The organism is Stenotrophomonas sp. MH181796 (assembly GCF_009659995.1).
Lineage (GTDB): Bacteria > Pseudomonadota > Gammaproteobacteria > Xanthomonadales > Xanthomonadaceae > Stenotrophomonas > Stenotrophomonas riyadhensis.
This window is the reverse complement of sequence record NZ_RAHU01000005.1, coordinates 221,296-243,818: the sequence shown is the minus strand read 5'-3', so window position 1 is coordinate 243,818 and position 22,523 is coordinate 221,296. Positions and strand designations below refer to the sequence as shown.

Annotated in this window: 24 protein-coding genes; 15 read left to right on the top strand and 9 right to left on the bottom strand. The window is 66.4% G+C overall.

The features are described 5' to 3' along the window. Positions 1-227: 227 nt before the first annotated feature. Together D5301_RS14090 and D5301_RS14085 are read left to right on the top strand one after the other, a co-directional pair. Positions 228-1,352, top strand: coding sequence for a pyridoxal phosphate-dependent aminotransferase (locus D5301_RS14090; RefSeq protein ID WP_324187326.1), 1,125 nt, complete (start codon positions 228-230; stop codon positions 1,350-1,352). 175 nt (positions 1,353-1,527) lie between these two features. Then, the gene (locus tag D5301_RS14085; RefSeq protein WP_110712805.1) at positions 1,528-1,974 is read left to right on the top strand and encodes a transposase; all 447 of its coding nucleotides are present in this window, start codon (positions 1,528-1,530) and stop codon (positions 1,972-1,974) included. A gap of 187 nt (positions 1,975-2,161) precedes the next feature. On the opposite strand, the gene zipA is transcribed toward D5301_RS14085, so the two are convergent. Continuing rightward, positions 2,162-2,899: a cell division protein ZipA gene (gene zipA / locus D5301_RS14080; RefSeq protein WP_110712806.1), complete on the bottom strand. Its 738-nt coding sequence runs from the start codon at positions 2,897-2,899 to the stop codon at positions 2,162-2,164. Positions 2,900-2,945: 46 nt separating this feature from the next. Further along, entirely contained in the window at positions 2,946-6,449 is a 3,504-nt protein-coding gene (gene smc, locus D5301_RS14075; RefSeq protein WP_153855997.1) for a chromosome segregation protein SMC, read from the bottom strand. Between the two features lie 311 nt (positions 6,450-6,760). Here smc and D5301_RS14070 point away from each other — a divergent pair, with 311 nt between their 5' ends. After that, positions 6,761-7,369 (top strand): DUF1963 domain-containing protein, encoded by a 609-nt coding sequence (locus D5301_RS14070; protein WP_153855996.1) that lies wholly within the window; start codon positions 6,761-6,763, stop codon positions 7,367-7,369. 110 nt (positions 7,370-7,479) lie between these two features. Here D5301_RS14070 and rplI read toward each other — a convergent pair whose 3' ends face one another. The 5 genes from rplI to D5301_RS14045 all read right to left on the bottom strand — a co-directional run bounded on the left by rplI (position 7,480) and on the right by D5301_RS14045 (position 9,834). Further along, entirely contained in the window at positions 7,480-7,929 is a 450-nt protein-coding gene (gene rplI, locus D5301_RS14065; RefSeq protein ID WP_014037734.1) for a 50S ribosomal protein L9, read from the bottom strand. Positions 7,930-8,034: 105 nt separating this feature from the next. Further along, positions 8,035-8,265 carry a 30S ribosomal protein S18 gene (rpsR, locus tag D5301_RS14060; protein WP_002804494.1) on the bottom strand — a complete coding sequence of 77 codons (231 nt, stop codon included), beginning with the start codon at positions 8,263-8,265 and terminating at the stop codon, positions 8,035-8,037. Between the two features lie 11 nt (positions 8,266-8,276). Further along, a complete protein-coding gene (rpsF, locus tag D5301_RS14055; RefSeq protein WP_049445625.1) occupies positions 8,277-8,714 on the bottom strand; it encodes a 30S ribosomal protein S6 in 438 nt (145 codons plus the stop codon). A 160-nt stretch (positions 8,715-8,874) separates the two neighbouring features. Continuing rightward, on the bottom strand, positions 8,875-9,417 hold the full coding sequence (locus D5301_RS14050) for a CbrC family protein (protein ID WP_121505184.1): 543 nt from the start codon (positions 9,415-9,417) through the stop codon (positions 8,875-8,877). 78 nt (positions 9,418-9,495) lie between these two features. Further along, the gene (locus D5301_RS14045) at positions 9,496-9,834 is read right to left on the bottom strand and encodes an iron-sulfur cluster assembly accessory protein (RefSeq protein WP_006376495.1); all 339 of its coding nucleotides are present in this window, start codon (positions 9,832-9,834) and stop codon (positions 9,496-9,498) included. 128 nt (positions 9,835-9,962) lie between these two features. Here D5301_RS14045 and asnS point away from each other — a divergent pair, with 128 nt between their 5' ends. From asnS to D5301_RS13985, 12 genes are all read left to right on the top strand, one after another. Then, on the top strand, positions 9,963-11,357 hold the full coding sequence (gene asnS / locus D5301_RS14040; RefSeq protein ID WP_153855995.1) for an asparagine--tRNA ligase: 1,395 nt from the start codon (positions 9,963-9,965) through the stop codon (positions 11,355-11,357). Positions 11,358-11,387: 30 nt separating this feature from the next. Continuing rightward, positions 11,388-11,687, top strand: a complete 300-nt coding sequence (locus tag D5301_RS14035; protein WP_005417403.1) for a hypothetical protein — start codon at positions 11,388-11,390, stop codon at positions 11,685-11,687. Positions 11,688-11,694: 7 nt separating this feature from the next. After that, a complete protein-coding gene (locus D5301_RS14030; protein WP_006453002.1) occupies positions 11,695-12,009 on the top strand; it encodes a hypothetical protein in 315 nt (104 codons plus the stop codon). A 7-nt stretch (positions 12,010-12,016) separates the two neighbouring features. Next, entirely contained in the window at positions 12,017-12,655 is a 639-nt protein-coding gene (locus D5301_RS14025; protein ID WP_153855994.1) for an FMN-binding negative transcriptional regulator, read from the top strand. Positions 12,656-12,727: 72 nt separating this feature from the next. Then, positions 12,728-13,390 (top strand): carbonate dehydratase, encoded by a 663-nt coding sequence (gene can / locus D5301_RS14020; protein WP_014037740.1) that lies wholly within the window; start codon positions 12,728-12,730, stop codon positions 13,388-13,390. Between the two features lie 19 nt (positions 13,391-13,409). Next, the gene (locus D5301_RS14015; protein WP_153855993.1) at positions 13,410-13,931 is read left to right on the top strand and encodes a 3-hydroxyanthranilate 3,4-dioxygenase; all 522 of its coding nucleotides are present in this window, start codon (positions 13,410-13,412) and stop codon (positions 13,929-13,931) included. Between the two features lie 162 nt (positions 13,932-14,093). Then, complete coding sequence (gene kynU, locus D5301_RS14010) at positions 14,094-15,368, top strand: kynureninase (protein WP_110712811.1); 1,275 nt, start codon at positions 14,094-14,096, stop codon at positions 15,366-15,368. Positions 15,369-15,399: 31 nt separating this feature from the next. Next, positions 15,400-16,767 carry an NAD(P)/FAD-dependent oxidoreductase gene (locus D5301_RS14005; RefSeq protein ID WP_110712812.1) on the top strand — a complete coding sequence of 456 codons (1,368 nt, stop codon included), beginning with the start codon at positions 15,400-15,402 and terminating at the stop codon, positions 16,765-16,767. After that, positions 16,767-18,206, top strand: a complete 1,440-nt coding sequence (gene sbcB, locus D5301_RS14000; protein WP_153855992.1) for an exodeoxyribonuclease I — start codon at positions 16,767-16,769, stop codon at positions 18,204-18,206. Before D5301_RS14005 ends, sbcB begins: the two co-directional genes overlap by 1 nt. Then, entirely contained in the window at positions 18,203-18,889 is a 687-nt protein-coding gene (locus tag D5301_RS13995; RefSeq protein ID WP_110712814.1) for a DUF2461 domain-containing protein, read from the top strand. Before sbcB ends, D5301_RS13995 begins: the two co-directional genes overlap by 4 nt. Next, entirely contained in the window at positions 18,889-19,869 is a 981-nt protein-coding gene (locus tag D5301_RS13990) for an aldo/keto reductase (RefSeq protein ID WP_153855990.1), read from the top strand. The genes D5301_RS13995 and D5301_RS13990 overlap by 1 nt, the downstream gene beginning before the upstream one ends. Before the next feature lie 42 nt (positions 19,870-19,911). Continuing rightward, the gene (locus D5301_RS13985) at positions 19,912-20,463 is read left to right on the top strand and encodes a DUF2939 domain-containing protein (RefSeq protein WP_110712816.1); all 552 of its coding nucleotides are present in this window, start codon (positions 19,912-19,914) and stop codon (positions 20,461-20,463) included. 168 nt (positions 20,464-20,631) lie between these two features. Here D5301_RS13985 and D5301_RS13980 read toward each other — a convergent pair whose 3' ends face one another. Together D5301_RS13980 and D5301_RS13975 are read right to left on the bottom strand one after the other, a co-directional pair. Then, positions 20,632-21,576: a 5'-nucleotidase gene (locus D5301_RS13980; RefSeq protein WP_005417414.1), complete on the bottom strand. Its 945-nt coding sequence runs from the start codon at positions 21,574-21,576 to the stop codon at positions 20,632-20,634. Positions 21,577-21,623: 47 nt separating this feature from the next. Continuing rightward, positions 21,624-22,397 (bottom strand): NAD kinase, encoded by a 774-nt coding sequence (locus D5301_RS13975; RefSeq protein ID WP_006376667.1) that lies wholly within the window; start codon positions 22,395-22,397, stop codon positions 21,624-21,626. Positions 22,398-22,523 lie beyond the last annotated feature (126 nt).

Sequence of the window (22,523 nt, the reverse complement as noted above, 5' to 3'; positions counted from 1 at the left end):
AAGCTCGACGGGTCCTCCCTCGCTCTGGCAGGCGCCATCCACTCCCCCGCCCTGGTACGTGCCATCCACTCCCCCGCTCTGGTACGTGCCAACCACTCCCCGCTCTGGTAGGTGCCAACCTTGGTTGGCACATCTGCAGTCAAGCATGATTCGACTCCACAAAAAGCAGCTTGCCGCCCATCCCCACCGGCGCTAGCGTGCGACGGTCGCCCTTCGGAATCCTGCCCGTGACCCTGCCCGCTTCCCGTCGACGCTTCCTGCAACTGGCCGGTGCCAGCCTCGCCGTCGCCGGCAGCGGACTGCCGCAGCTCGGCCACACCCAACCCGCGACAGCCGCCGCCCCCGCCCCTGCCGAAGGCGCCGTACTACTGAACTTCAACGAATGCCCGTACGGCCCCTCGCCCGCAGCCCAGCAGGCGGCGCGCGACAGCATCGCCAGCTGCGGCCGCTACCGCTTCGACCTGGCGGGCCAAGTGCGCGATGCCTTCATTGAGCAAGCCGGCATTCCGGCCGACCATATGCGCCTCTATCCCGGCTCCAGCGAGCCGCTGAACCGCGCCGCCGTGCTATGGACCGGCCCGCAGGCGGGGCTGGTAGTGGCCGACCCGACCTTCGAGACGCTGGGCGAGGTCGCCGCCGCACACGGTGCACACGTGCAGAAAGTGCCGCTGCGCGAGGACGGTGCACACGACCTGCGTGCGATGGCCGCCGCCGCACACGCACGCCCGACCGGGCTGCTGTATGTGTGCAACCCCAACAACCCGACCGGTTCGATCAGCCCGCCGGATGAGCTCGCCTGGCTGCTGGCCCACAAACCCGCTTCCACCCGCGTGCTGGTCGACGAGGCCTACCTGCAGTACAGCGAGCAACCCAGCCTGATCACGCAGGTAGCGCAGCGCGATGACCTGATCGTGCTGCGCACGTTCTCCAAGCTGTACGGCATGGCCGGCCTGCGCCTGGGCGCGGCGGCCGCACATCCCGACCGTCTGCGCGAACTGGCCAGCCTGGGCGACAACCCGCTACCCGTGCCGGCACTGGCCGCTGCACTGGCCAGCCTGCGCGATCCGCAGTTGATTCCGCAGCGCCGCCTGCAGAATGCCAAGGTGCGGCAGGCCACCATCGCGTGGCTGGGAAAGCGTGGTTTCAGCTGCCTGCCGTCGGAAGCGAACTGCTTCGTGGTCGACGTGCAACGCGATGGCAGCGCGTTCGCCAAGGCGATGGCGGACAACGGCGTGGTGATCGGACGCAGCTGGCCGATCTGGCCACAGCGCGTGCGCGTGACCGTCGGCACCGAGGAGGAAATGGCCGCGTTCCGCAGGGCATTCGCAAAGGTGGCCGGCGTACCGGCCTGACCCTGTTGGTGGGGGCGAACCTTGGTTCGCCCTATCCACGCATGGCGTGGATCTACTGTTGTGGGTGCCGACCTGGGCCCCTGTAGAGTCGAGCCATGCTCGACTGGGGCCTTCCCTACAAGCCTGACCGCACTCAAGCGATATCCAAGCTGCCTCGGCCAGCCAATGCTGAGGCATGCCCAGTCCACGTCTCCTGAGAGGCCGTTGGTCGCAACTGCGGAACGTCTACGCGATCACCACCGTCACTCACCAGCGCCATCCGCACTTTGATGATCCACACCAGGCCGCCGTCGTTGTCGCGGGCCTGCAGTGGATTCAGCAGGAGGGCCGATGCCTTAACCTCGCATGGGCGGTCATGCCAGATCACGTGCATTGGTTGATGCAACTGCGCTCAGGAACCCTTGCCGCGTCGGTGCAGATGATGAAATCCCGCTGCAGCCGACTCATAGGCATCAACGGGCCACTCTGGCAGCGCGGTTACCATGATCACGCTGTGCGATGTGATGAGTCCCTGAGAAACCAAGCTCTGTACATCGCAGCGAATCCTGTGCGCGCCGGGCTGGCGGCACAGCTCGGCGATCATCCGTTTGCCTGGTGCCGGTGGTTAGATCGATCGCCCTAGAGGCGAGTCAGGGATGGCCGACCCTGTAGAGTCGAGCCATGCTCGACTGGGGCTTACCCGGGGATCCGCAAGTCGAGCATGGCTCGACTCTACAGAAAGGCATTTATCAACAAAGGGCCCGGTCACGATGGCTTGGTCGGTCGCTCCAAGCTTGAGTCGAGCATGGCTCGACTCTACAGTTGGGGGCTTACCAGCGCGGGGTCTTGGTCAGCGGCGGGGCCTGGTGCTGGCGGTCGTAGGCGCGCAGCTCGTCACGGATGTGCGCGATGCGCTGGCGGCCCAGGGCATTGCGGCTGTCATCCAGCACCACGCCATCCAGCAGTTCAGCCATGCGCTGCACGGTCGGCAGCATCTTCTCCCAGGCGTCCAGCGCCGTCAGCGGCGCCGGCAATGTCAGGAAGAAGGCGATCGCCGGCGTTTCCATGGCACGGATGTTGGCCATGTCGAAGCTGCCCGGCTTCATGATGCTGGCCATCGAGAAGATCGGGCCGCGCTCGGGATGGCCTTCCACAAGCCGGTGGAACACGTTCATGTGGCCGAACACCAGGCCGGTCTTCTCGGCCGCCACCACGATGTCTTCGCCACGCAGCTGTTCGCCGGCCCGGGCGGCCACGAACAGCGAGACGATCTTGTCGAAGTCCTGGGTGGCGCGCTTGCCAAGGTCGCTCGCGCCGGGGTCGGTTTCGCCCAGGCCCAGTTCCGCCTGCTCGCCTTCGCCGGGCATGCCCGGTTCGACGCGGCCCTCGGCCACGGCGACGCCGTCTTCGCCCAGTACCGGCTCGCGGCGCTCGCCGCTGGTCGGTTCCGCGCCTTCCACGCGACGCCCCTGGGGCTTCTTTTTCGGACGGCCAAACAGGAAGATCGCGGCGATCAACAGCAGGCCGGCGGCCAGGATGCCGATGCGCAACAGTGCCGTGTCGGACATTCGATAGGTTCTCCGGCTAGTTCATTCAGGTAACTAGGATGGCACGTCAGGCCGCGCCCGCCAATCGCGCGGCTTCTTCCAGGTCCACGCTGACCAGGCGGCTGACGCCCGGCTCGCGCATGGTCACGCCCGACAGCTGGTGCGCGGCCTCCATCGTCGCTTTGTTGTGGCTGACGAACAGGAACTGCACCTTTTCGCTCATTTCCTTGACCATGTTGGCCAGGCGGCCGACGTTGGCCTCGTCCAGCGGCGCGTCCACCTCGTCCAGCAGGCAGAACGGCGCGGGGTTCAGCTGGAAGATGGCGAACACCAGCGCCACCGCGGTCATCGCCTTCTCGCCGCCGGACAGCAGCGAGATGCTGGACACGCGCTTGCCCGGCGGACGCGCCATGATGGTCACACCGGTGTCGAGCAGGTCTTCACCGGTCAGTTCCAGGTAGGCGTGGCCACCACCGAACAGGCGCGGGTACAGCGCCTGCACACCAGCGTTGACACGATCGAAGGTGTCCTTGAAACGACCGCGGGTCTCGCGGTCGATCTTGCGGATCGCATCTTCCAGGGTTTCCAGCGCCGTGGTCAGGTCGGTGTGCTGCGAATCCAGGTAATCCGAGCGCTGCGAAGCCTCGCCGTACTCGTGGATGGCGGCCAGGTTGACCGGCTCCAGCCGGCGCATGCGGCCATCGATCTGGTGCACGGCCTGCTCCCAGTCACCCAGGCGGGCGTCCTCGGGCAATGCGTTGAGCACGTCCTGCAGTACGAACCCGGCCTTCTCCACCGCGCCCTGCAGGGTGTCCGCGCTGAGCACCAGCGCCTGCTGGTCCAGCTTGCGCTGCGAGATACGCTCGCGCTGGGCCAGCGCCTGTTCGTCGCGCTGGTGGCGGGTCTGTTCGTAATTGCGCAGCTCGGCGTCGATGCCGTCCAGCAGCGTGCGCGCCTCGGTCAGCACGCGATCGGCCCGCACGCGCTCTTCCAGTGCATTCTGGTGCTCGGCCTGCAGCGATTCGACCGGCGAATCACCTTCATCCAGCTGCGAATGCAGTTCGCCCAGTCGCGAATCCAGCTGCCCGCGCTGGGTACCCATGCGTTCCAACGCCTGGCTCAGTGAAGCCAGCTGCGCCCGCTGCGATTCCAGGGTCAGCGCCAACGAGTGCGAGCGCTCGCGCACCGCTCGCGCGGCGTCTCTGGCCAGGTCGCGGGCTTCGGTCAGCTGGCGGCGCTCACCCTCCAGCCGCTGCCGGGTCGATTCCAGGTCGCCCATGCTGCTGACCGCGTTCTCCAGCCGCGAGCGCGCTTCACGCGCCTGCTCGTTGTTGGCTTCCAGCGTTTCCTGCAGCTGCTTCAGTTCGCCTTCGATGCGGTCGATGCGCGTGCGCGCCGCTTCCACCTTGCCCTGCTGGCCCTGCAGCTGGCCAGCCAGTTCAGAGACCGCACGATGGGCCTGGTACAGCGCACGCTGCGCGTCTTCGCGCTGCTGCTCGGCGGCCTGCAACTGCTCACGGAAACCACTCAGCTGTTCTTCCAGCTCGGCTTCGCGATCCTGCAGTTGCTCGATCTGCTCGCGCAGCTCGTTGATCTCACGTTCGCGCAGCAGCGCGCCCTGCTGGGCCGCACCGGAGCGCGATACTCGCAGCCAGCCCTGGCCCAGGCGCTCGCCGCTCTGGGTGATGATCGAATCGCCTTCCGGAAGACTGGCCTGCAACACCTTCGCCTCGGACAGGTCCTTGGCTGCGTGCAGGTGCGCCAGCAGGCGACGGATCGCGGCCGGGCCACGCACGTGGGCCGCCAGCGAGGTCGGCGCGACCTTCAGGTCCGCGCCATCGTTGGCAACCAGTGCGATGTGGCCCTCGCCCAATTCGCCGAGGGCATCGACCAGGCTGGCCGGATCATCAACCAGCACGCCTTCGATCAATTGGCCGAGCGCGCTTTCCACCGCGTTTTCCCAGCCGGCGTCAACGTCCAGGCGTTCGCCGACACGCGCTGCCGAATCCAGTCCACGCGCCTTCAGCCACGCCACGGCAGCGCCCTGCTCCTGGCCCAGCGCGGCCTGCTGCAGGGTTTCCAGCGAAGCCAGGCGACCGCGCAGGCCGTTGGCCTGCTTGCGCAGTTCGGCCAGTTCGTTCTGGCCATTGCGCTGCTGTTCCTGCACTTCCGCCACGCCCTGCTTGCGCAGCTCGACGTCTTCGCTCAATTCATCCAGCGCGGTCTTCTGCGTGTCGTGCTGCAGGTGCAGCTGCTCGAAAGCTTCTTCCAGCGCGTCCACGTCCAGCCCGGCGCGCTCAGCGGCCAGGGCCTCGCGACGGCGGTCGGCATCGAGGATCTGCTTGTCCAGGTAGTCCACGCGCGTGCGCTCGACATCTCCGGCGCGCGAGGCCTCCGAACTCTGCGAAGTGTGCTGTTCCCAGCGCTGCTGCCAGCTGGCCAGCCGGTCTTCGGCCTCGCGCAGGCTTTCCTGCTTTATCTCGTTTTCTTCCTGCAGCTCCTCCAGCTGCGGGGTGGCGGCCTCGACCGCTTCGCGCAGCACCATCAGCTTGGCCTCGTCGCCGCTGATGTGCTGGCCCAGTTCGGCCAGTGCCTGGCGGGTCTCGTCGCGCGCCTTGTGCAGGCGCTGCGACAGCTCGCGCTGGTGCTGGATCTGCTGTTCCAGGCGCGCCAGCGTGCTGCCGACCTGGTAGACCGTAGCCTGCGCGGTGTTGAGCGCATCGGCGGCCTCTTCGCGTCGAACGCGCGAGGTCTCGATGCGGGCCTCGGCGTCACGCTGGTCGGCGATCAGCTGCTGCAGCTTCGTCTCTTCCTGCGACAGCCCTTCGCGCAGCTTGGACAGGCGACCGTCCAACCCGCGGAACTCCAGGGCCTTCCACTCGGCATCCTTGACCCGGCGCTCTTCCTGCAGGGCCTGGTACTGCTCGGCCTGCTTGGCCTGGCGCTTGAGGTGTTCGAGCTGCTTGCTGATCTCGTCGCGCAGGTCGCCCAGCCGGTCCAGGTTCTCGCGGGTGTGGCGGATGCGGGTCTCGGTTTCCTTGCGGCGCTCCTTGTACTTGGAGATGCCGGCCGCCTCCTCCAGGTACACGCGCAGGTCTTCCGGGCGCGCCTCGATGATCTGGCTGATCATGCCCTGTTCGATGATCGAGTAGCTGCGCGGGCCCAGACCGGTGCCGAGGAACAGGTCGGTGATGTCGCGCCGGCGGCATTTGGTGCCGTTGAGGTAATAGTTGCTGGTGCCGTCGCGGCTGACCGTGCGCTTGACCGAGATTTCGTTGAACGAGGCGTATTCGCCGGAGATCGTGTGGTCCGAATTGTCGAAGATCAGCTCGACGGTGGCCTGCGAGACCGGCTTGCGGGCATTGGAACCGGAAAAGATCACGTCGGTCAGCGAGTCGCCGCGCAGGCGGCTGGCCGAACTCTCGCCCATGACCCAGCGCACGGCGTCGATGATGTTCGACTTGCCGCAGCCATTGGGCCCCACCACGCCGGTCATGTTGGTCGGCAGGTGCAGGGTGGTCGGATCGACGAACGACTTGAAGCCGGACAGCTTGATCGTGGAAAGACGCATGGCGTGATTGGGTTCCAACAGGCGCTTTGGGGGCGTCCGTATTGTGGATGTCAGGTCAGCCAGCACCTCAAGCCATTGATTTCAAAAGAATTCAATGAAGCCAAGGGTGACACAATGGAATGAGTATAACGGCGCGAATGTTCCACGGGCGGGATGACCGGCCGAGAATGCCCGTACACGTACTCCGTTTCACGCTTGAATGTCGCTTTCGGACCGCGCAGCCCCCTCCCCAATGAGCCAAATATTTGATTTTAAAATGTATTTTTTGAGTCAGCCTAGCCAGCCACGTCTCTAGGCTGCAGCATGGACCGATGAACAGCCCCAGCCAGCCTTCCTACCAGGAGCTGAAGTTTGAGCACCTTGGCCAAGCCCGGAATCGCGCCTTTCTTGGAGGCAATCCATACCTGCCTCCCGATACTCCCTGGCCTTGCGACGCAAAGGCGAAGCCGATGCTTCATCTTGCGAGCCTGCCTGCACCCTTCGTTCAAACGCATGCCCAGAAGATCGAAATCAGAGCTGATCTCTGCGTGTCGATCTTCACGCCTTATGACGTTATTGACGATGCCTACATCGAAACCGCTCTACTGACTGGCGGACGTGTCATCGCTTACGCACCCCACGAATCCGGTCCAGACAGCGCAGCGCCCCCTTTTTATCCGCGCCTGATCACCACTGCCACGGCCTCCATCCCTGATGACGCCGCGAACGGAATCGCCAAGATTGGCGGAATTCCCGTCTGGCTTCAGGACGATTGCACCGATGGACGGGAATTCATCCTCCAGATCAACGGCTCCCGATTGAACCGGGCAGCACCCACGCACCGAGGAATTCTGGTCGGCGGAATGGGTTATCTGTTGCTTGATCGCAACATTCCCTCACCTTCGATGGACTGCGGTCGATTCGTCATCCAGACGACCTGAGCAATCAGTCGAGCACGCCTCGACTCTATATGTCCAACATTCGCCCAAAACAAAACGGGCACCCTTGCGGGCGCCCGTTCTGCGGTGATGCCAGGCCTTGCGGCGTGGGATCAGGCTTCGGCGACGACGACGACCTTGACGGTGGTCTCGACGTCGGCGTGCAGGTGGACCAGCACGTCGTATTCGCCGATGTTGCGGAAGGCGCCTTCGCCCAGGATGACTTCGCTCTTGCTGACCGGCAGGCCGGCAGCGGTGAAGGCATCGGCGATTTCGCGGGCGCCGACCGAGCCGTACAGCTTGCCTTCGGTCGAAGCGTTGGCCGGGATGGTCACGCTCGCACCTTCCAGCTTGGCCTTGCGGGCGTCAGCGTCGGCGTGGATGGCCTGGGCCTTGGCTTCGTATTCGGCGCGCTTGGCTTCGAACTCGGCCTTGTTGCTCTCGGTGGCCGGCACGGCCTTGCCCTGCGGCACGAGGAAGTTACGGCCGTAACCCGGCTTCACGTCGACCAGGTCGCCCAGGTTGCCGAGGTTGGTGACTTTCTGCAGGAGGATCAGCTGCATGGTATTGCTCCAGATGAGTTATTCGTTAGCGAGGCGATGCCCCGCAACAAAGGCTGTCCGAATAGCTGGCACAGCGGGGGCGGCACCGGGCCGCCCCGCCGGGCATCAGACGTCGTGGTTGTCGGTGTACGGGATCAGGGCCAGGAAGCGAGCGCGCTTGACGGCGGTCGCCAGCTGACGCTGGTACTTCGACTTGGTACCGGTGACGCGGCTCGGCACGATCTTGCCGTTCTCGGTCAGGTACTGGCGCAGGGTGTTGAGATCCTTGTAGTCGATCTCCTTCACACCTTCAGCCGTGAACTTGCAGAACTTGCGGCGACGGAAGAACTTGGACATGGGAAGGCTCCTTAGGCGGCGGAAGCGGCGTCGTCGCCGGCTTCGTTGTCAGCGGTGGTGGTGGACTCGCCTTCTTCGTCGTCACGACGACGGCGCTCACCGCGCTCCGGCTTGTCACCCTTCTCGTCCTTGCTCTTCATGATCAGCGACTGCTCGGTGTCAGCCTCGTCACGCTTGATGACCAGGTTGCGCAGCACGGCGTCGTTGAAGCGGAAGCTTTCGGTCAGCTCGTTCAGCACGGCCTGGTCGGCTTCGATGTTCAGCAGCACGTAGTGGGCCTTCACCAGGTTCTGGATCGGGTATGCCAGCTGGCGGCGGCCCCAGTCTTCCAGACGGTGGATGGTGCCGTTGCCGTTCTCGACCAGCGACTTGTAGCGCTCGATCATGGCCGGGACCTGCTCGCTCTGGTCCGGGTGGACCATGAACACGATTTCGTAATGACGACTCATGTTTTTTCTACCTTTCGGATGTGGCCTCGCGGCCGGACAGCCCCCCGCCGTTGAGACCGCGGTGGGGCAAGGATTCCCGCCAGGGAGGCAGGAAGCCGCGCATTATGGCGCAGATGGGGTGGCCGGGCAACCGGCGGGCCACAGGGCAACCTGAACCGGGCTACCCCAGATCCACATGAAGGCGGTGCTGGCCGCATTCCAGGCACTGGAACAGGCAGCCAATCATCTCCCCGTCCCGGCTCAGGTGTTCAAGCACCCAGTCGGCGTCGCGCGGATTGACCTCGACCACGTCGGGCCGGACCTCGTCGAGGATGGGCTGGAGGTCCTCGCTACCGGCGTAACCGAGGAAGGCGCAGGGCCGCTCACAATGGCTGAGCCAGACCGACTGCTGCCAGGACGAGTAGCCCGGGGTGCGCTCGCAGATCTCCAGCAGCAGCTCGCGGGCGATGGTCGGCGGCGGATCGGCCGGATCCGGGGATACCCCCTCGATATCGCTCCAGCCGGTGAATTCACCCTCGTAACTGGCCGCCGCCCTGCCATCGGCGATACACCAGGGGCACAGGTAATCGGGGCTCAGAACGGAGTAGAACGGCCCCCGGTAGCGCAGTGTGCGCGGCTGACCACAGCAGTCGCAGACCCCGTCGACCTCTTCGAAGGAGAGGGCGTAGGCGTTGGGGTGATAAATGAAAAGCGGTCGTTCCATCCGTGGATCCCTTCCCTGCCGACCAAGGTCGGCATCTACCACCGCCCGGCCATGCCCGGCGGACGCCAGAACCAGCCCTCAGGCCTTGTCGGCGTCGGTGGTGAAGCTTTCACCGCAGCCACACTCGGCGGTGGCGTTCGGGTTGCTGAACGTGAACGTTTCGCTCAGGCCGTGCTTGCCGAAGTCGATCACGGTGCCGTCCACCAGCGCCAGGCTCTTGGCGTCGACGTAGATCTTCACGCCGTCCTGGTCGAACACGGTGTCGCCCTCGCGCTCGTCGCGGGCCAGGTCGGTGATGTGACCCCAGCCCGAGCAACCGGTCTTGGTCACGCCGAAACGCAGGCCCAGCGCGCCGGGGGTCTGGGCGACAAAGCGCTGCACGCGCTCGAAGGCAATGGGGGTCAGGCTGACGGCCATGGGGCTACTCCAGAGGTACGGGGACATTATAAGGAGCCGTTGCCACGAAAAATGCCTCGCAAGCAGAACGCTGCAACCGGTAAACTCCCGTGTTCACAGATCGAGTCGATCAGCAGAGGATTCAAGTCATGACGGTGGTCAGCGTTGAACATGCGCTTGCCGGGAAGATCCCGGAAGGCGGCGAAGTCACAGTACGCGGATGGGTGCGCACGGTGCGCGGTTCAGCGAATCTGGCTTTCGTGAATGTGAGCGACGGCTCCTGCTTCGCGCCGATCCAGGTCGTGGCCGGCGACAGCCTGGCCAACTTCGATGAGATCAAGCGCCTGACCAGCGGCTGCTCGGTCATCGCCACCGGCACCCTGGTGAAGTCGCAGGGCAAGGGCCAGTCATTCGAGATCCAGGCCAGCACGCTGGACGTGGTCGGCTGGGTCGAAGATCCGCTCACCTACCCGATCCAGCCCAAGCCGATGTCGCCGGAGTTCCTGCGCGAAGTGGCGCACCTGCGCCCGCGCACCAACCTGTTCGGCGCGGTCACCCGCATCCGCAACTGCCTGGCCCAGGCCGTGCACCGTTTCTTCCACGAGAACGGCTTCAACTGGATCAGCACCCCGATCATCACCACCTCCGACGCCGAGGGCGCCGGCCAGATGTTCCGCGTGTCCACCCTGGACATGGTGAACCTGCCGCGTGACGAAAAGGGCGCGATCGACTTCAGCCGCGACTTCTTCGGCAAGGAAACCTTCCTGACCGTGTCCGGCCAGCTGAACGTCGAGGCCTACTGCCTGGCGCTGAGCAAGGTCTACACCTTCGGCCCGACCTTCCGCGCCGAGAACAGCCACACCACCCGCCACCTGGCGGAGTTCTGGATGATCGAGCCGGAAATCGCCTTCGCCGACCTGGCCGAAGACGCGCGCCTGGCCGAAGAGTTCCTGAAGTACCTGTTCCGCGCGGTGCTGAACGAGCGTGGCGACGACCTTGCCTTCATCGCCGAGCGCGTGGACAAGAACGCGATCACCAAGCTGGAAGACTTCATCAATGCGCCGTTCGAGCGCATCGACTACACCGATGCGGTCAGCCTGCTGCAGAAGTCCGGCAGGAAGTTCGACTTCCCGGTCGAATGGGGCCTGGACCTGCAGACCGAGCACGAGCGCTGGCTGACCGAAGAACACGTCGGCCGCCCGGTGGTGGTAACCAACTATCCGGAGCACATCAAGGCCTTCTACATGCGCCTGAACGACGACGGCAAGACCGTTGCCGCGATGGACGTGCTGGCCCCGGGCATCGGCGAGATCATCGGCGGCAGCCAGCGCGAAGAGCGCCTGGACGTGCTGGACGCGCGCATGGCCCAGTTCGGCCTGGATCGTGAGCACTACAGCTGGTATCGCGATTTCCGCCGCTATGGTTCGGTGCCGCACGCCGGCTTCGGCCTGGGCTTCGAGCGCCTGGTGGTCTACGTCTGTGGCCTGTCCAACATCCGCGATGCGATCCCCTACCCGCGCGCCCCGGGCAGCGCGGACTTCTAAGCCCCACACGACCACGGAGGTACCGCTCCCATGACCCTGTTCTTCGCCCTCTGTTTCGTCGGCGTTGCAGTGGCCGGGTTCAGTGCCTTCGTGATCTTCTGGCCGCTGACCCTGGTGCACGTACGCGACCGCCATCCGGCGCTCGCCGAGCGCTTCGGCAGTGGCGCCTTCCTCAAGCCCGATGCCCTGGCCTGGCTGCTGCGCCGTGACTATCGCCAGCAGCCGGACCGCTCGCTGTCCGGGCTGGCGACGCCGGCCTGGGTATCGCTGCTGACCCTGCTGGCCGGACTGGGCATGGCCGCCCTGCTCTGGCTGGCCTCGCTCTGGTAACACATCCATGAATGACATCACCGCCTCGCGCGACAGCTGGTGGCTGGCCAGCCTCGGCAACACCCTGATCTGGGCGCGCCTGCGCGTGCGCCCGGCCGGCACCGCCGAAGTGCTCGACAGCGATGGCAACACGCTGAGCTATGACAGCGAAGACACCGCGCGTTCGCAGCTGTTCGACGCCGAATTCGTCGAGTACGACGGCCTCGACGAGGAAGACGCACTGGTGCGCGGCTTCAGCCTGCACGAAGTGCAGCCGCCGCAGGCCGACAGCGATGAGGGCCTGCGTGGTCGCATGATCCAGTCGCTGGGCGGGCGCGCCTGACCCCTGCATGTTCACCCCGCGCGCCTTCGCCGAGACCGATCTGCTCTGGCTGGACCGCCTGCTGGCGCGCGACCCGTTCGTTACCGTGCTCACGCCCGGCAGCAATGGCCTGCCGGAGCTGACCCGGATGCCGGTGCTGTACCGGCGTGACGGCGACCAGATCGAACTGCGCGGCCACTGGGCGCGCGCCAACCCGCAGTCGCGCCACCGCGGCGCGGCCAAGGTACTGATCGATGGTCCGCATGGCTACGTCTCGGCCAGCTGGTATCCGGACAAGGAACCCGCTGCGCGGGTACCCACCTGGAACTACGCCGCCGCCGAGCTGTGTGGCCAGCTGCAGACCTTCGACGATACCGAGGCGCTGGCCGAACTGGTCGGCGCGATCAGCGACCGCTTCGAAGCCAGTGTCGGCCAGGCCTGGCAGTTCGATGCCACGCGTGCCGAACATGGCCCGGAGCTGCGCGCCATCGTCGGCTTCCGTTTCCAGGTCGAACAGGTGCAGCTGAAGCTCAAGCTGAGCCAGAACCATCCCGATGCCAACCAGCGCGCCGTGATCGCCGAGCTGGAACAGCTGGGCACCCCCGCTTCCACCGAGTTGGCGCAGTGGATGCGCTGGCACCGCGAACAGGCCGCCCGCAGCGACTGAACGCCCCAGATTCCCGCAGCGCCGCAGCCGGATGGTTGCGGCGCGCCCCCACCCGACGCCAGGGACCCATTCATGAAAGACATCCACAAACTGCTGCAGAACAACCGCGACTGGGCTGACCGCATCGAGAAGGAAGACCCCGAGTTCTTCCACCAGCTCGCCAAGCAGCAGCACCCCGAGTACCTGTGGATCGGCTGTTCCGATTCGCGCGTGCCGGCCAACCAGATCATCGGCATGGCCCCGGGTGAAGTGTTCGTGCACCGCAACGTCGCCAACGTGGTCGCGCACACCGACCTGAACTGCCTGAGCGTGGTGCAGTACGCGGTGGACCAGCTGAAGGTGAAGCACATCCTGATCGTCGGCCACTACGGCTGCGGCGGCGTGCATGCCTGCCTGCACAACACCCGCGTCGGCCTGGCCGACAACTGGCTGCGCCACGTGGGCGACGTGATGCAGAAGCACACCGGCATCCTCGATGCGATCGAGACCGACGAGCTCAAGCACGCACGCCTGTGCGAACTGAACGTGATCGAGCAGGTGGCCAACCTGTGCCGCTCGACCATCGTGCAGGACGCCTGGGCCCGCGGCCAGAAGCTGATGGTGCACGGCTGGGTCTACAGCCTGAAGGACGGACGCGTGCGCGAGATGGGCATCGACGTCGGTTCGCAGGAAGAGCTGCAGCCTGCGTATGAAAAGGCCCTGTCCTACGTCCCGCGCAAGGGCAAGCGCGACTGATCCCTGACGGATGACCACCATGCTCGCTTCGCCGATCAACCTGCACGCCTGGATCGAAGAAAACCGCCACCTGCTGAAGCCGCCGGTGGGCAACAAGATGATCGATAACGGCGATTTCATCGTGATGGTGGTGGGCGGGCCGAACTCGCGTACCGACTACCACTACGACGAAGGCCCGGAGTGGTTCTACCAGCTCGAAGGTGAGATGGTGCTGAAGGTGCAGGAAGACGGCGCGGTGCGCGACATTCCGATCCGTGCCGGCGAGATCTTCCTGCTGCCGGCAAAGGTGCCGCACTCGCCGCGGCGCCCGCCCGGCGGTGTCGGCCTGGTGGTCGAGCGCAAGCGCCTGCCGCATGAGATGGACGGCGTGATCTGGCACTGCGAGCGCTGCAACCACAAGCTGCACGAAGAATTCTTCCCGCTGCAGAACATCGAGACCGACCTGCCCAAGGTGTTTGCGCGCTATCACGCCAACCTGGAACTGCGTACCTGCAGCGAGTGCGGGCATGTGGACCCGCTGCCGGCGCCAGCGGTGGGCTGAGCCATCGAACGGTAGTTGCCCACCTTGGTGGGCGCTTGCTTGTACGTGCGCCAACCAAGGTTGGCGACTACCGGGTCATGCGGCGCGGGTGCCGGGTTGGCAGCTACCGGGCCATGCCCCAGGCGCTACACTGGCGATCCCGTTGCAGCCTGTTGCCCGACCATGTCCGACCTGCTCAGCCGCACCCACGCCATTGCCCTGGACGCCGCCGATCCGCTGCGCCCGCTGCGCAATGAATTCCTGATTCCGCGCCACGGTGGCGGCGAGCAGACCTACTTCGTCGGCAACTCGCTGGGCCTGCAGCCGCGCGGCGCGCAGGCAGCGGTGCAGGAAGTGATGAAGCAGTGGGGCGAACTTGCGGTGGAAGGCCACTTCACCGGCCCCACGCAGTGGCTGTCCTACCACCGCCTGGTGAGCGCGCAGCTGGCCCGCGTGGTCGGCGCGCTGCCCAGCGAAGTGGTGGCGATGAACACGCTGAGCGTGAACCTGCACCTGATGATGGTCAGCTTCTACCGGCCGACGGCCGAGCGTCCGGTGATCCTGATGGAAGCCGGCGCATTCCCGACCGACCGCCACGCAGTGGAAGCACAGATCCGCTTCCATGGCTTCGACCCGGCCGAATGCCTGGTGGAAGTGCAGCCGGACGAAGCCAATGGCACGATCTCGCTGAACGCCATCGAGGGCGCCATCACCGAATACGGCCCGCGCTTGGCGCTGGTGTTGTGGCCCGGCGTGCAGTACCGCACCGGCCAGGCCTTCGACCTGGATGCGATCACCCGCGCCGCACGCCTGCAGGGCGCACGCATCGGCTTCGACCTGGCGCACTCGGTCGGCAACCTGCCGCTGCGCCTGCATGACGTGGCCCCTGATTTCGCCGTGTGGTGCCATTACAAGTACCTCAACAGCGGCCCAGGCGCGGTTGCCGGCGCCTTCGTGCACGAGCGCCACCACCGCGACACTACCCTGCCGCGCTTTGCTGGCTGGTGGGGCCATGAGGAATCCACCCGCTTCCAGATGGCACCGCAGTTCACGCCGGCCATCGGTGCCGAAGGCTGGCAGCTGAGCAATCCGCCAATCCTCGGTCTGGCGCCGCTGCGCGCCTCGCTGGACCTGTTCGAGCGCGCCGGCATGGAGGCGCTGCGCAGCAAGTCGCTGGCACTGACCGGCATGCTGGAAGCACTGGTCCGTGCGCGCCTGTCCGGCGTGCTGGACATCATCACTCCGGCCGAGCCGCAGCGCCGTGGCTGCCAGTTGTCGCTGCGCGTGATCGGTGGCCGCGAGCGCGGCCGTGCGCTGTTCGAGCATCTGCGCGGCATCGGCGTGCTCGGCGACTGGCGCGAACCCGACGTGATCCGCATCTCGCCCACCCCGCTCTACAACCGCTACCTGGACGTGCACCACTTCGTCGAGGAAGTGGAAGCCTGGGCCGGCCTCTAAGTCGGCCCCTCCCCTACTGCTGGACAGTTCGTTGATCGCACACGCTTCCCGCTCGTTGAGCATTATCGGTGCCGGCCTCGCCGGGTCCCTGCTGGCCATCCTGCTGTCACGCCAGGGCTGGCGCATCACCCTGTACGAACGCCGCGGCGATCCGCGCGTGGCCGACTACGAGAGCGGCCGCTCGATCAACCTGGCGTTGGCCGAGCGTGGGCGCAACGCACTGCGCCAGGCCGGCGTGGAAGACGAGGTGATGGCACGTGCGGTGATGATGCGCGGGCGCATGGTGCATCCACGCGACGGCGAGCCGCAGCTGCAGCGCTATGGCCGCGACGACAGCGAAGTGATCTGGTCGATCCACCGCAGCGACCTGAACACCACGCTGCTGGAGCTGGCCGAACAGGCTGGCGCCACCGTGCACTTCCATCGCCGCCTGCACACCGTCGATTTCGATGCGGGTTACGCACGCTTCATCGATGACCGTGACGACAGCCCGCACGATATCCGTTTCGACACCCTGATCGGTGCCGACGGTGCCGGTTCGGCACTGCGTGCGGCGATGAACCGGCGCGCGCCGCTGGGCGAGGACATCGCCTTCCTCGACCACTCCTACAAGGAGCTGGAGATCCCGCCGGCTGCCGATGGCAGCTTCCGCATCGAGCGCAATGCGCTGCACATCTGGCCGCGCGGCCACTACATGTGCATCGCCCTGCCCAACCACGAAGGCACCTTCACCGTCACCCTGTTCCTGCCCAACCAGGGCGATCCCAGCTTCGCCACGGTCAATACCGGGGCGCAGGCCGAGGCGCTGTTCGCGCGCGAGTTCGCCGACACCCTGCCGTTGATCCCGAACCTGCGCGCGGACTGGGAGCAGCATCCACCGGGCCTGCTTGGCACGCTCACCCTGGAACGCTGGCACCAGCAGGGCCGCGCGGTGCTGATCGGCGACGCCGCGCATGCGATGGTGCCGTTCCACGGCCAGGGCATGAACTGCGCGTTCGAGGACTGCGTTGCGCTGGCCCGCCACCTGATGGAGGCGGATGATCTGGAAGGCGCGTTCGCCGCGTTCGAAGCCGAGCGCAAGCCGAATGCACGTGCCATCCAGCAGATGGCACTGGAGAACTACCTGGAGATGCGTGACCGCGTGGCCGATCCCGCCTTCCTGCTGCAGCGCGAGCTGGAACAGGAACTGCAGCGGCGCTGGCCGACCCGATTCGTACCGCACTACACGATGGTCACCTTCCTGCACACGCCGTACGCCGAAGCGCTGCGCCGCACTGATCTCCAGCGCGAGATGCTGGTGGCGGCCACCGCAGGTCACGATTCACTGGACAACATCGACTGGGCCGCACTGGAAGCACAGATCCACGCCCAGCTGCCGGTCCTGGAGGGCGCGCACTGATGGCTGACAGCTTCCTGTTCTACGACCTGGAAACCTTCGGGCAGGACCCGCGGCGCACGCGCATCTCGCAGTACGCCGCGATCCGCACCGACGCCGACCTCAACGAAATCGACACCCCGGTCAGCTTCTTCGTGCGCCCGGCCGATGACCTGCTGCCCTCACCGATGGCCACCCTGGTCACCGGCATCACCCCGCAGCAGGCACTGGCCGAGGGCATCAGCGAGGCCGAAGCCTTCGATCGCATCAACGAGCAGCTGTCGCGCCCCGGCACCTGTGCGCTGGGCTACAACACGCTGCGCTTCGACGATGAGTTCGTACGCTACGGGCTGTTCCGCAACTTCCACGACCCATACGAACGCGAGTGGCGCAACGGCAATTCGCGCTGGGACCTGCTGGACATGCTGCGGCTGATGCGCGCCATGCGTCCGGAGGGTATCCAGTGGCCGCTACGCGAGGACGGCGCCACCTCGTTCAAGCTCGAACACCTGGCCGAAGCCAACAACGTGCGCGAAGGCGATGCGCACGAAGCGCTGTCCGACGTGCGCGCCACCATCGGCATGGCGCGGCTGTTCAAGCAGTCGCAGCCACGCCTGTGGGACTACGCCCTGAAGCTGCGTGACAAGCGCTTCGTCGGCAGCCTGCTGGACGTGGCCGCGATGAAGCCGGTACTGCACATTTCCATGCGCTACCCGGCCAGTCGCCTGTGCGCGGCCCCGGTGCTGCCGCTGGCCGCGCACCCGACCATCAACAACCGGGTGATCGTGTTCGACCTGGATGGCGAGATCGACGACCTGCTGGAACTGCCGGCCGAGGTGATCGCGCAGCGCCTGTACATGCGCGCCAGTGAACTGCCCGAAGGCGTGGCGCGGGTGCCGCTGAAGGAAGTGCACCTGAACAAGGTGCCGGCGCTGATCGCCTGGAACCACCTGCGCGCCGATGACCACGCACGCCTCGGTCTGGACGTGGCCGCGATCGAGGCCAAGGTGGAACGCCTGCGCGCGTTCGCCCCGCAGCTGGCCGAGAAGGCCCGGCAGGTCTACAACCAGCCCCGCGCCGCCACCGTGGCCGACGTCGATGCCTCGCTCTACGACGGCTTCCTCGGCAATGGCGACAAGCCGCTGCTTGCGCTGGCACGCACCACCGCACCGGAGCAGCTGGCCGCGCTGGAAGGCCGCTTCCGCGACCCGCGCCTGCCGGAGCTGCTGTTCCGCTACCGCGCGCGCAATCATCCCGACAGCCTCGCGCCGGCTGAACGCCAGCGCTGGCAGGATTACCGCCGCCAGCGCCTGCTCGGAGACGGCGGGCTGGGCGAACTCAACCTGCCCCAGTACCAGCAGCAGCTCGATGCACTGGCCGCCGAAGCGCCCGACGATGCGCGGCGCCAGGCCCTGCTGCAATCGCTGCGCGACTGGGGCCAGCACCTGCAGGAGACCTTGTGAGTACCTATTTTTCGGACGCCAGCTTCAAGTTCCTGCGCAGTCTGGCGCGGCATAACGACAAGGCATGGTTCAACGACCACCGCCAGCAGTACGAAGACCACGTGCGGCAGCCGTTCCTGCGCCTGCTGGGCGACCTTCAGCCGGCGCTGGCCGAGGTCAGCGACCACTTCCGCGCCGATACCCGCGGCGTCGGCGGCTCGCTGTTCCGCATCCATCGCGACGCGCGCTTCTCCAACGACAAATCCCCGTACAAGACCTGGCAGGGTGCACGCCTGTTCCATGAGCGCCGCCGCGAGGTGGCCGCGCCCTCGTTCTACGTGCACCTGCAGCCAGGCGAGAGCTTCGTCGGTGCCGGCCTGTGGCATCCGGAACCGGAGACCCAGCGCCGCGTGCGCCACTTCATCCTCGACAACCCGGGCAGCTGGAAGGCCGCAGCGCATGCACCGGCCCTGCGCAAGCGCTTCGACTTCGAAGAGAGCGAGAAGCTGGTGCGTCCGCCGCGCGGCTTCCCGGCCGACTTCGAATTCATCGATGACCTCAAGCACCGCAACTGGGTGATGTGGCGCTCGCTGGACGACGCCACCATGACCGGCCCGCGCCTGCTGTCCACGCTGGGCAAGGATCTGGCCGGGCTCGGCCCGTTCGTCGACTATCTGTGCGCGGCGCTGGACCTGGAGTTCTGATGCCGTTGGCACAGCAACGTCGCACGCTGGGCCGCACCGGCCTGGCGGTTTCGCCGGTGGGCCTGGGCTGTTCCGGCTTCTGGGGGCATCGCCGCTTCCCGGAACAGTCGGCCGCGCTCGTGGTCGAGCATGCACTGGCACAGGGCGTGAACCTGTTGGACACCGGCCACAACTATTCCGGTTTCCACGCCGAGCCGCGACTGGGCCGCATCCTGCGCCCGTTGCTGAAGCGATACCCGCGCGAGTCGCTGGTGATTTCCAGCAAGGGCGGCACACTGACCGGCCAGGCCGGCGTCAGCGGCGCCGAGCAACGCAATTTCTCGCCGGCAGCCATCACCGCCAGCTGCGAGGCCTCGCTGCGCAACCTCGGCCTGGATTACCTGGATATCTACCAGCTGCACGGTGCCAGCCAGCACGACATCAACGATGACCTGCTGGCCGCACTGCAACGCCTGCGCGAACGCGGGCTGATCCGGCACACCGGCATCAATACGCACACGGCATCGACCCTGCGCTGGATGATCGACCATCCCATGCTGTTCGACGTGGTGCTTCTGGACTACAACGCCCTGCAGCAGGACCGTGAACCCCTCATCGACCAGTTGCATGCGGTGGGCATCGGCGTGCTGGCCGGCACCGTGCTGGCGCAGGGCCATCTGCTGCCACCACGCCCGCGCCTGCCACGACCGGCGGATGCCTGGTACCTGGCCAGGGCCTGGCTCAAGCCGAGCAGCCGTCAACTGATGCGCAGCGCACGCAATATGCGGAAGGCACTCGCCGCCATCCGCAGCCAGCGCCCGGCCCAGACCGCGTTTGCCTACGCGCTCGGCCATCCCGGCGTAGCCAGTGGCATCTTGGGCACCACCCGCACCGGCAGCCTGGACGAAGTGCTGGCGACGCGGCTTGAGGCACTGACCGCAGCCGAACGCCAACAGCTGGTGAGCGCCTTCGGTGATGGCGGCGGATCACCCAGTCATTGAGTCTTCACCCCATGCTGCTGCGGTTGCGGCAGTCTGGGCGGCATGAAGAAACTCACCGCACTCGTTGTGCTGCTGGTCCTGGCCTTGGCCGCCTGGTGGTTCGGCGGCCCGTACATGACCGTCAATGGCCTGTCCAAGGCCATCGAACAGCGCGACACCGCGCGCCTGGAGCGTTACGTCGATTTCCCGCGCGTGCGCAGCAGCCTGCGCGCGCAGCTCAATGACTATCTGGTGCGCCAGGCCGGCCCGGATGTGGCGGCAAGCCCGTTCGGTGCCCTGCTGTACGGGCTGGGCGACCAGCTTGGTGGTGCCGCGGTGGACACCATGGTGACCCCGACCGGGATCGGCGCGATGCTGCAGGGCCACGTGCTGTGGAAGCGTGGCCGCAATGAACTACAGGGCGGCGATGCCTTCGGCCCGACCGAACCCGCGCGCCCGCTGAAGCATGCCGAACATCATTTCGAAGCGCTGGACCGCTTCGTGATCGATGTCGATCGCGGCCCCGGCCAGCCCCCCTTGAAGGTGGTGCTGGAACCGCAGGGCCTGCGCTGGAAGGTGGTGGACCTGCAGCTGGGGATGTCCGGCAGCCCGTGACGGGTCATGCCCTTCGATGGCGCTGCTTTCGGTAGGTGCCCACCTTGGTGGGCATGGATGCACGCCAACCAAGGTTGGCGACTACCGGGGCATGGCGCTCTGGTAGATGCTCACCTTGGTGGGCATGGATCCAGAATCGCGCCAACCCAGGTTGGCAACTACCAGAGCCTACCCCTCGTTGGCGACACCATGCGGTACGTGGCCGGCGGCCACATGCTCGCGGGCGCTGTCGATGTTGTGCTGCGAATCATCGAAGAAGATGTCGGCACCGAACGCCTGCAGGAACGGCCCCTTGTGGCGCCCTCCGAGGAACAGCGCCTCGTCCAGGCGCACGCCCCACTCGCGCAGGGTGCGGATCACCCGCTCATGCGCCGGTGCCGATCGCGCGGTGACCAGCGCGGTACGGATCGGCGCACTGTCGCCGGCCGGGAACACTTCCTGCAGCGTGTGCAACGCCGACAGGAAGCCACGGAACGGCCCGCCGCTGAGCGGCTCGCGGGCCCGCTCGCGCTCGTGGCGGCCAAAGGCTTCCACGCCCTGCTCGCGCGAAATGCGCTCACTCTCGTCACCGAAGATCACGGCGTCACCGTCGAAGGCGATGCGCAGCTGACCGGCCGGGCGACCGGTATCGATCTGATCGGCCGCCGCGGCGGCGGTTTCGCCCGGCGGCTTGGGCAGGATGGTCGCCGCCGCGATGCCATGGCGCAGCGCGCTGCGCACCGATTCCGGGTTGGCCGACAGGAACAGGTCGGTGCCGAACGGCTTCACGTACGGCCAGGTCGGCTCGCCGGCGGTGAACGTCGCGCGGATGATGCCCAGGCCGTAGTGCTGGATCGAATTGAAGATGCGCAGGCCGGTATCGGCCGAATTGCGCGACAGCAGGATCACCTCGACCCGCGGGTTCTCCGGGCTGGCGCCCTGGTTCAGCGCCAGCAACTTGCGCACCACCGGGAAGGCCACGCCGGGGCCGAGGATATCGTCCTCGTGCTGGCGCTGGAATTCGGCATAGGCCGCCACGCCATCGCTCTCGAACAGCGCGTGGCTTTCCTCGAGGTCGAACAGGGCGCGCGAGGTCACCGCGACGGTCAGCAAACGGGGGGAGTTGTCGCCCATCGGTGGGGGTCCTTCAAGCGGTCGGCGGGACCGGCCGCCTATTGTCGTCAAAAAACGAACTGTTCGCTCAGGATCCGGTCTTCCAGGTTGTGCTCCGGGTCGAACAGCAGGGTCACGCGGCGGTCCTTCGACTCGCGGATGGTCACCTCGACCACGTCGCGGGTCTCGTGCGAATCCGCTGTGACGCTGACCGGGCGCTTGTACGGATCAAGCACGCGGAAACGCACCTCGGTGTCTGCCTTGAGGATCGCCCCGCGCCAGCGGCGCGGCCGGTACGGGGCCAACGGCGTCAGCGCGATGGTATGCGAGCCCAGCGGCAGCACCGGTCCGTGCGCGGAATAGTTGTAGGCGGTGCTGCCGGCCGGGGTGGCCACCAGCACGCCGTCACCGATCAGCTCGGCCACGCGTTCCTGGCCGTTGAGGTCGATGCCGATATGCGCGGCCTGCCGGGTCTGGCGCAGCAGCGACACATCGTTGTAGGCCAGCGAACCGGTGCTGGTGCCCGACTCGGTCAGCGCCACCATTTCCAGCGGGCGCAGATTGGCCGGTTCGGCACGGGCAATGCGGGCCTGCACGTCGTCGTCGCCGCGGTACTGGTTCATCAGGAAACCAACGGTGCCCAGCTTCATGCCGAACACCGGCTTGCCCAGGTGACCATGCCGATGCAGGGTCTGCAGCATGAAGCCGTCGCCACCCAGCGGACACAGCACGTCGGCCTGCTCCGGCGCATGATCGCCATAGCGCGAGACCATCGCGGCGCGGGCCATCTGCGCGGGCTCGGTGGTGCTGGCCAGGAAAGCGATGCGGGGGGTGTCGCTCATCGGTGGATCCGGGGGGAACTGATGAAGAGCATAACCGAGCGCCGGGGGTTGGACCGCGCGGGGCGGATGACCGGCATATCCGCCGGGACACGCCGTAAACCCGTCCCTGGGGGCTCGATCGCGCCA

Coding starts and splice junctions, on each gene's coding strand:
- D5301_RS14085 (WP_110712805.1), top strand. CDS start 1,528: ATGCCCAGTCCACGTCTCCTGAGAGGCCGTTGGTCGCAACTGCGGAAC.
- zipA (WP_110712806.1), bottom strand. CDS start 2,899: ATGTCCGACACGGCACTGTTGCGCATCGGCATCCTGGCCGCCGGCCTG.
- smc (WP_153855997.1), bottom strand. CDS start 6,449: ATGCGTCTTTCCACGATCAAGCTGTCCGGCTTCAAGTCGTTCGTCGAT.
- D5301_RS14070 (WP_153855996.1), top strand. CDS start 6,761: ATGAACAGCCCCAGCCAGCCTTCCTACCAGGAGCTGAAGTTTGAGCAC.
- rplI (WP_014037734.1), bottom strand. CDS start 7,929: ATGCAGCTGATCCTCCTGCAGAAAGTCACCAACCTCGGCAACCTGGGC.
- rpsR (WP_002804494.1), bottom strand. CDS start 8,265: ATGTCCAAGTTCTTCCGTCGCCGCAAGTTCTGCAAGTTCACGGCTGAA.
- rpsF (WP_049445625.1), bottom strand. CDS start 8,714: ATGAGTCGTCATTACGAAATCGTGTTCATGGTCCACCCGGACCAGAGC.
- D5301_RS14050 (WP_121505184.1), bottom strand. CDS start 9,417: ATGGAACGACCGCTTTTCATTTATCACCCCAACGCCTACGCCCTCTCC.
- D5301_RS14045 (WP_006376495.1), bottom strand. CDS start 9,834: ATGGCCGTCAGCCTGACCCCCATTGCCTTCGAGCGCGTGCAGCGCTTT.
- asnS (WP_153855995.1), top strand. CDS start 9,963: ATGACGGTGGTCAGCGTTGAACATGCGCTTGCCGGGAAGATCCCGGAA.
- D5301_RS14035 (WP_005417403.1), top strand. CDS start 11,388: ATGACCCTGTTCTTCGCCCTCTGTTTCGTCGGCGTTGCAGTGGCCGGG.
- D5301_RS14030 (WP_006453002.1), top strand. CDS start 11,695: ATGAATGACATCACCGCCTCGCGCGACAGCTGGTGGCTGGCCAGCCTC.
- D5301_RS14025 (WP_153855994.1), top strand. CDS start 12,017: ATGTTCACCCCGCGCGCCTTCGCCGAGACCGATCTGCTCTGGCTGGAC.
- can (WP_014037740.1), top strand. CDS start 12,728: ATGAAAGACATCCACAAACTGCTGCAGAACAACCGCGACTGGGCTGAC.
- D5301_RS14015 (WP_153855993.1), top strand. CDS start 13,410: ATGCTCGCTTCGCCGATCAACCTGCACGCCTGGATCGAAGAAAACCGC.
- kynU (WP_110712811.1), top strand. CDS start 14,094: ATGTCCGACCTGCTCAGCCGCACCCACGCCATTGCCCTGGACGCCGCC.
- sbcB (WP_153855992.1), top strand. CDS start 16,767: ATGGCTGACAGCTTCCTGTTCTACGACCTGGAAACCTTCGGGCAGGAC.
- D5301_RS13990 (WP_153855990.1), top strand. CDS start 18,889: ATGCCGTTGGCACAGCAACGTCGCACGCTGGGCCGCACCGGCCTGGCG.
- D5301_RS13985 (WP_110712816.1), top strand. CDS start 19,912: ATGAAGAAACTCACCGCACTCGTTGTGCTGCTGGTCCTGGCCTTGGCC.
- D5301_RS13980 (WP_005417414.1), bottom strand. CDS start 21,576: ATGGGCGACAACTCCCCCCGTTTGCTGACCGTCGCGGTGACCTCGCGC.
- D5301_RS13975 (WP_006376667.1), bottom strand. CDS start 22,397: ATGAGCGACACCCCCCGCATCGCTTTCCTGGCCAGCACCACCGAGCCC.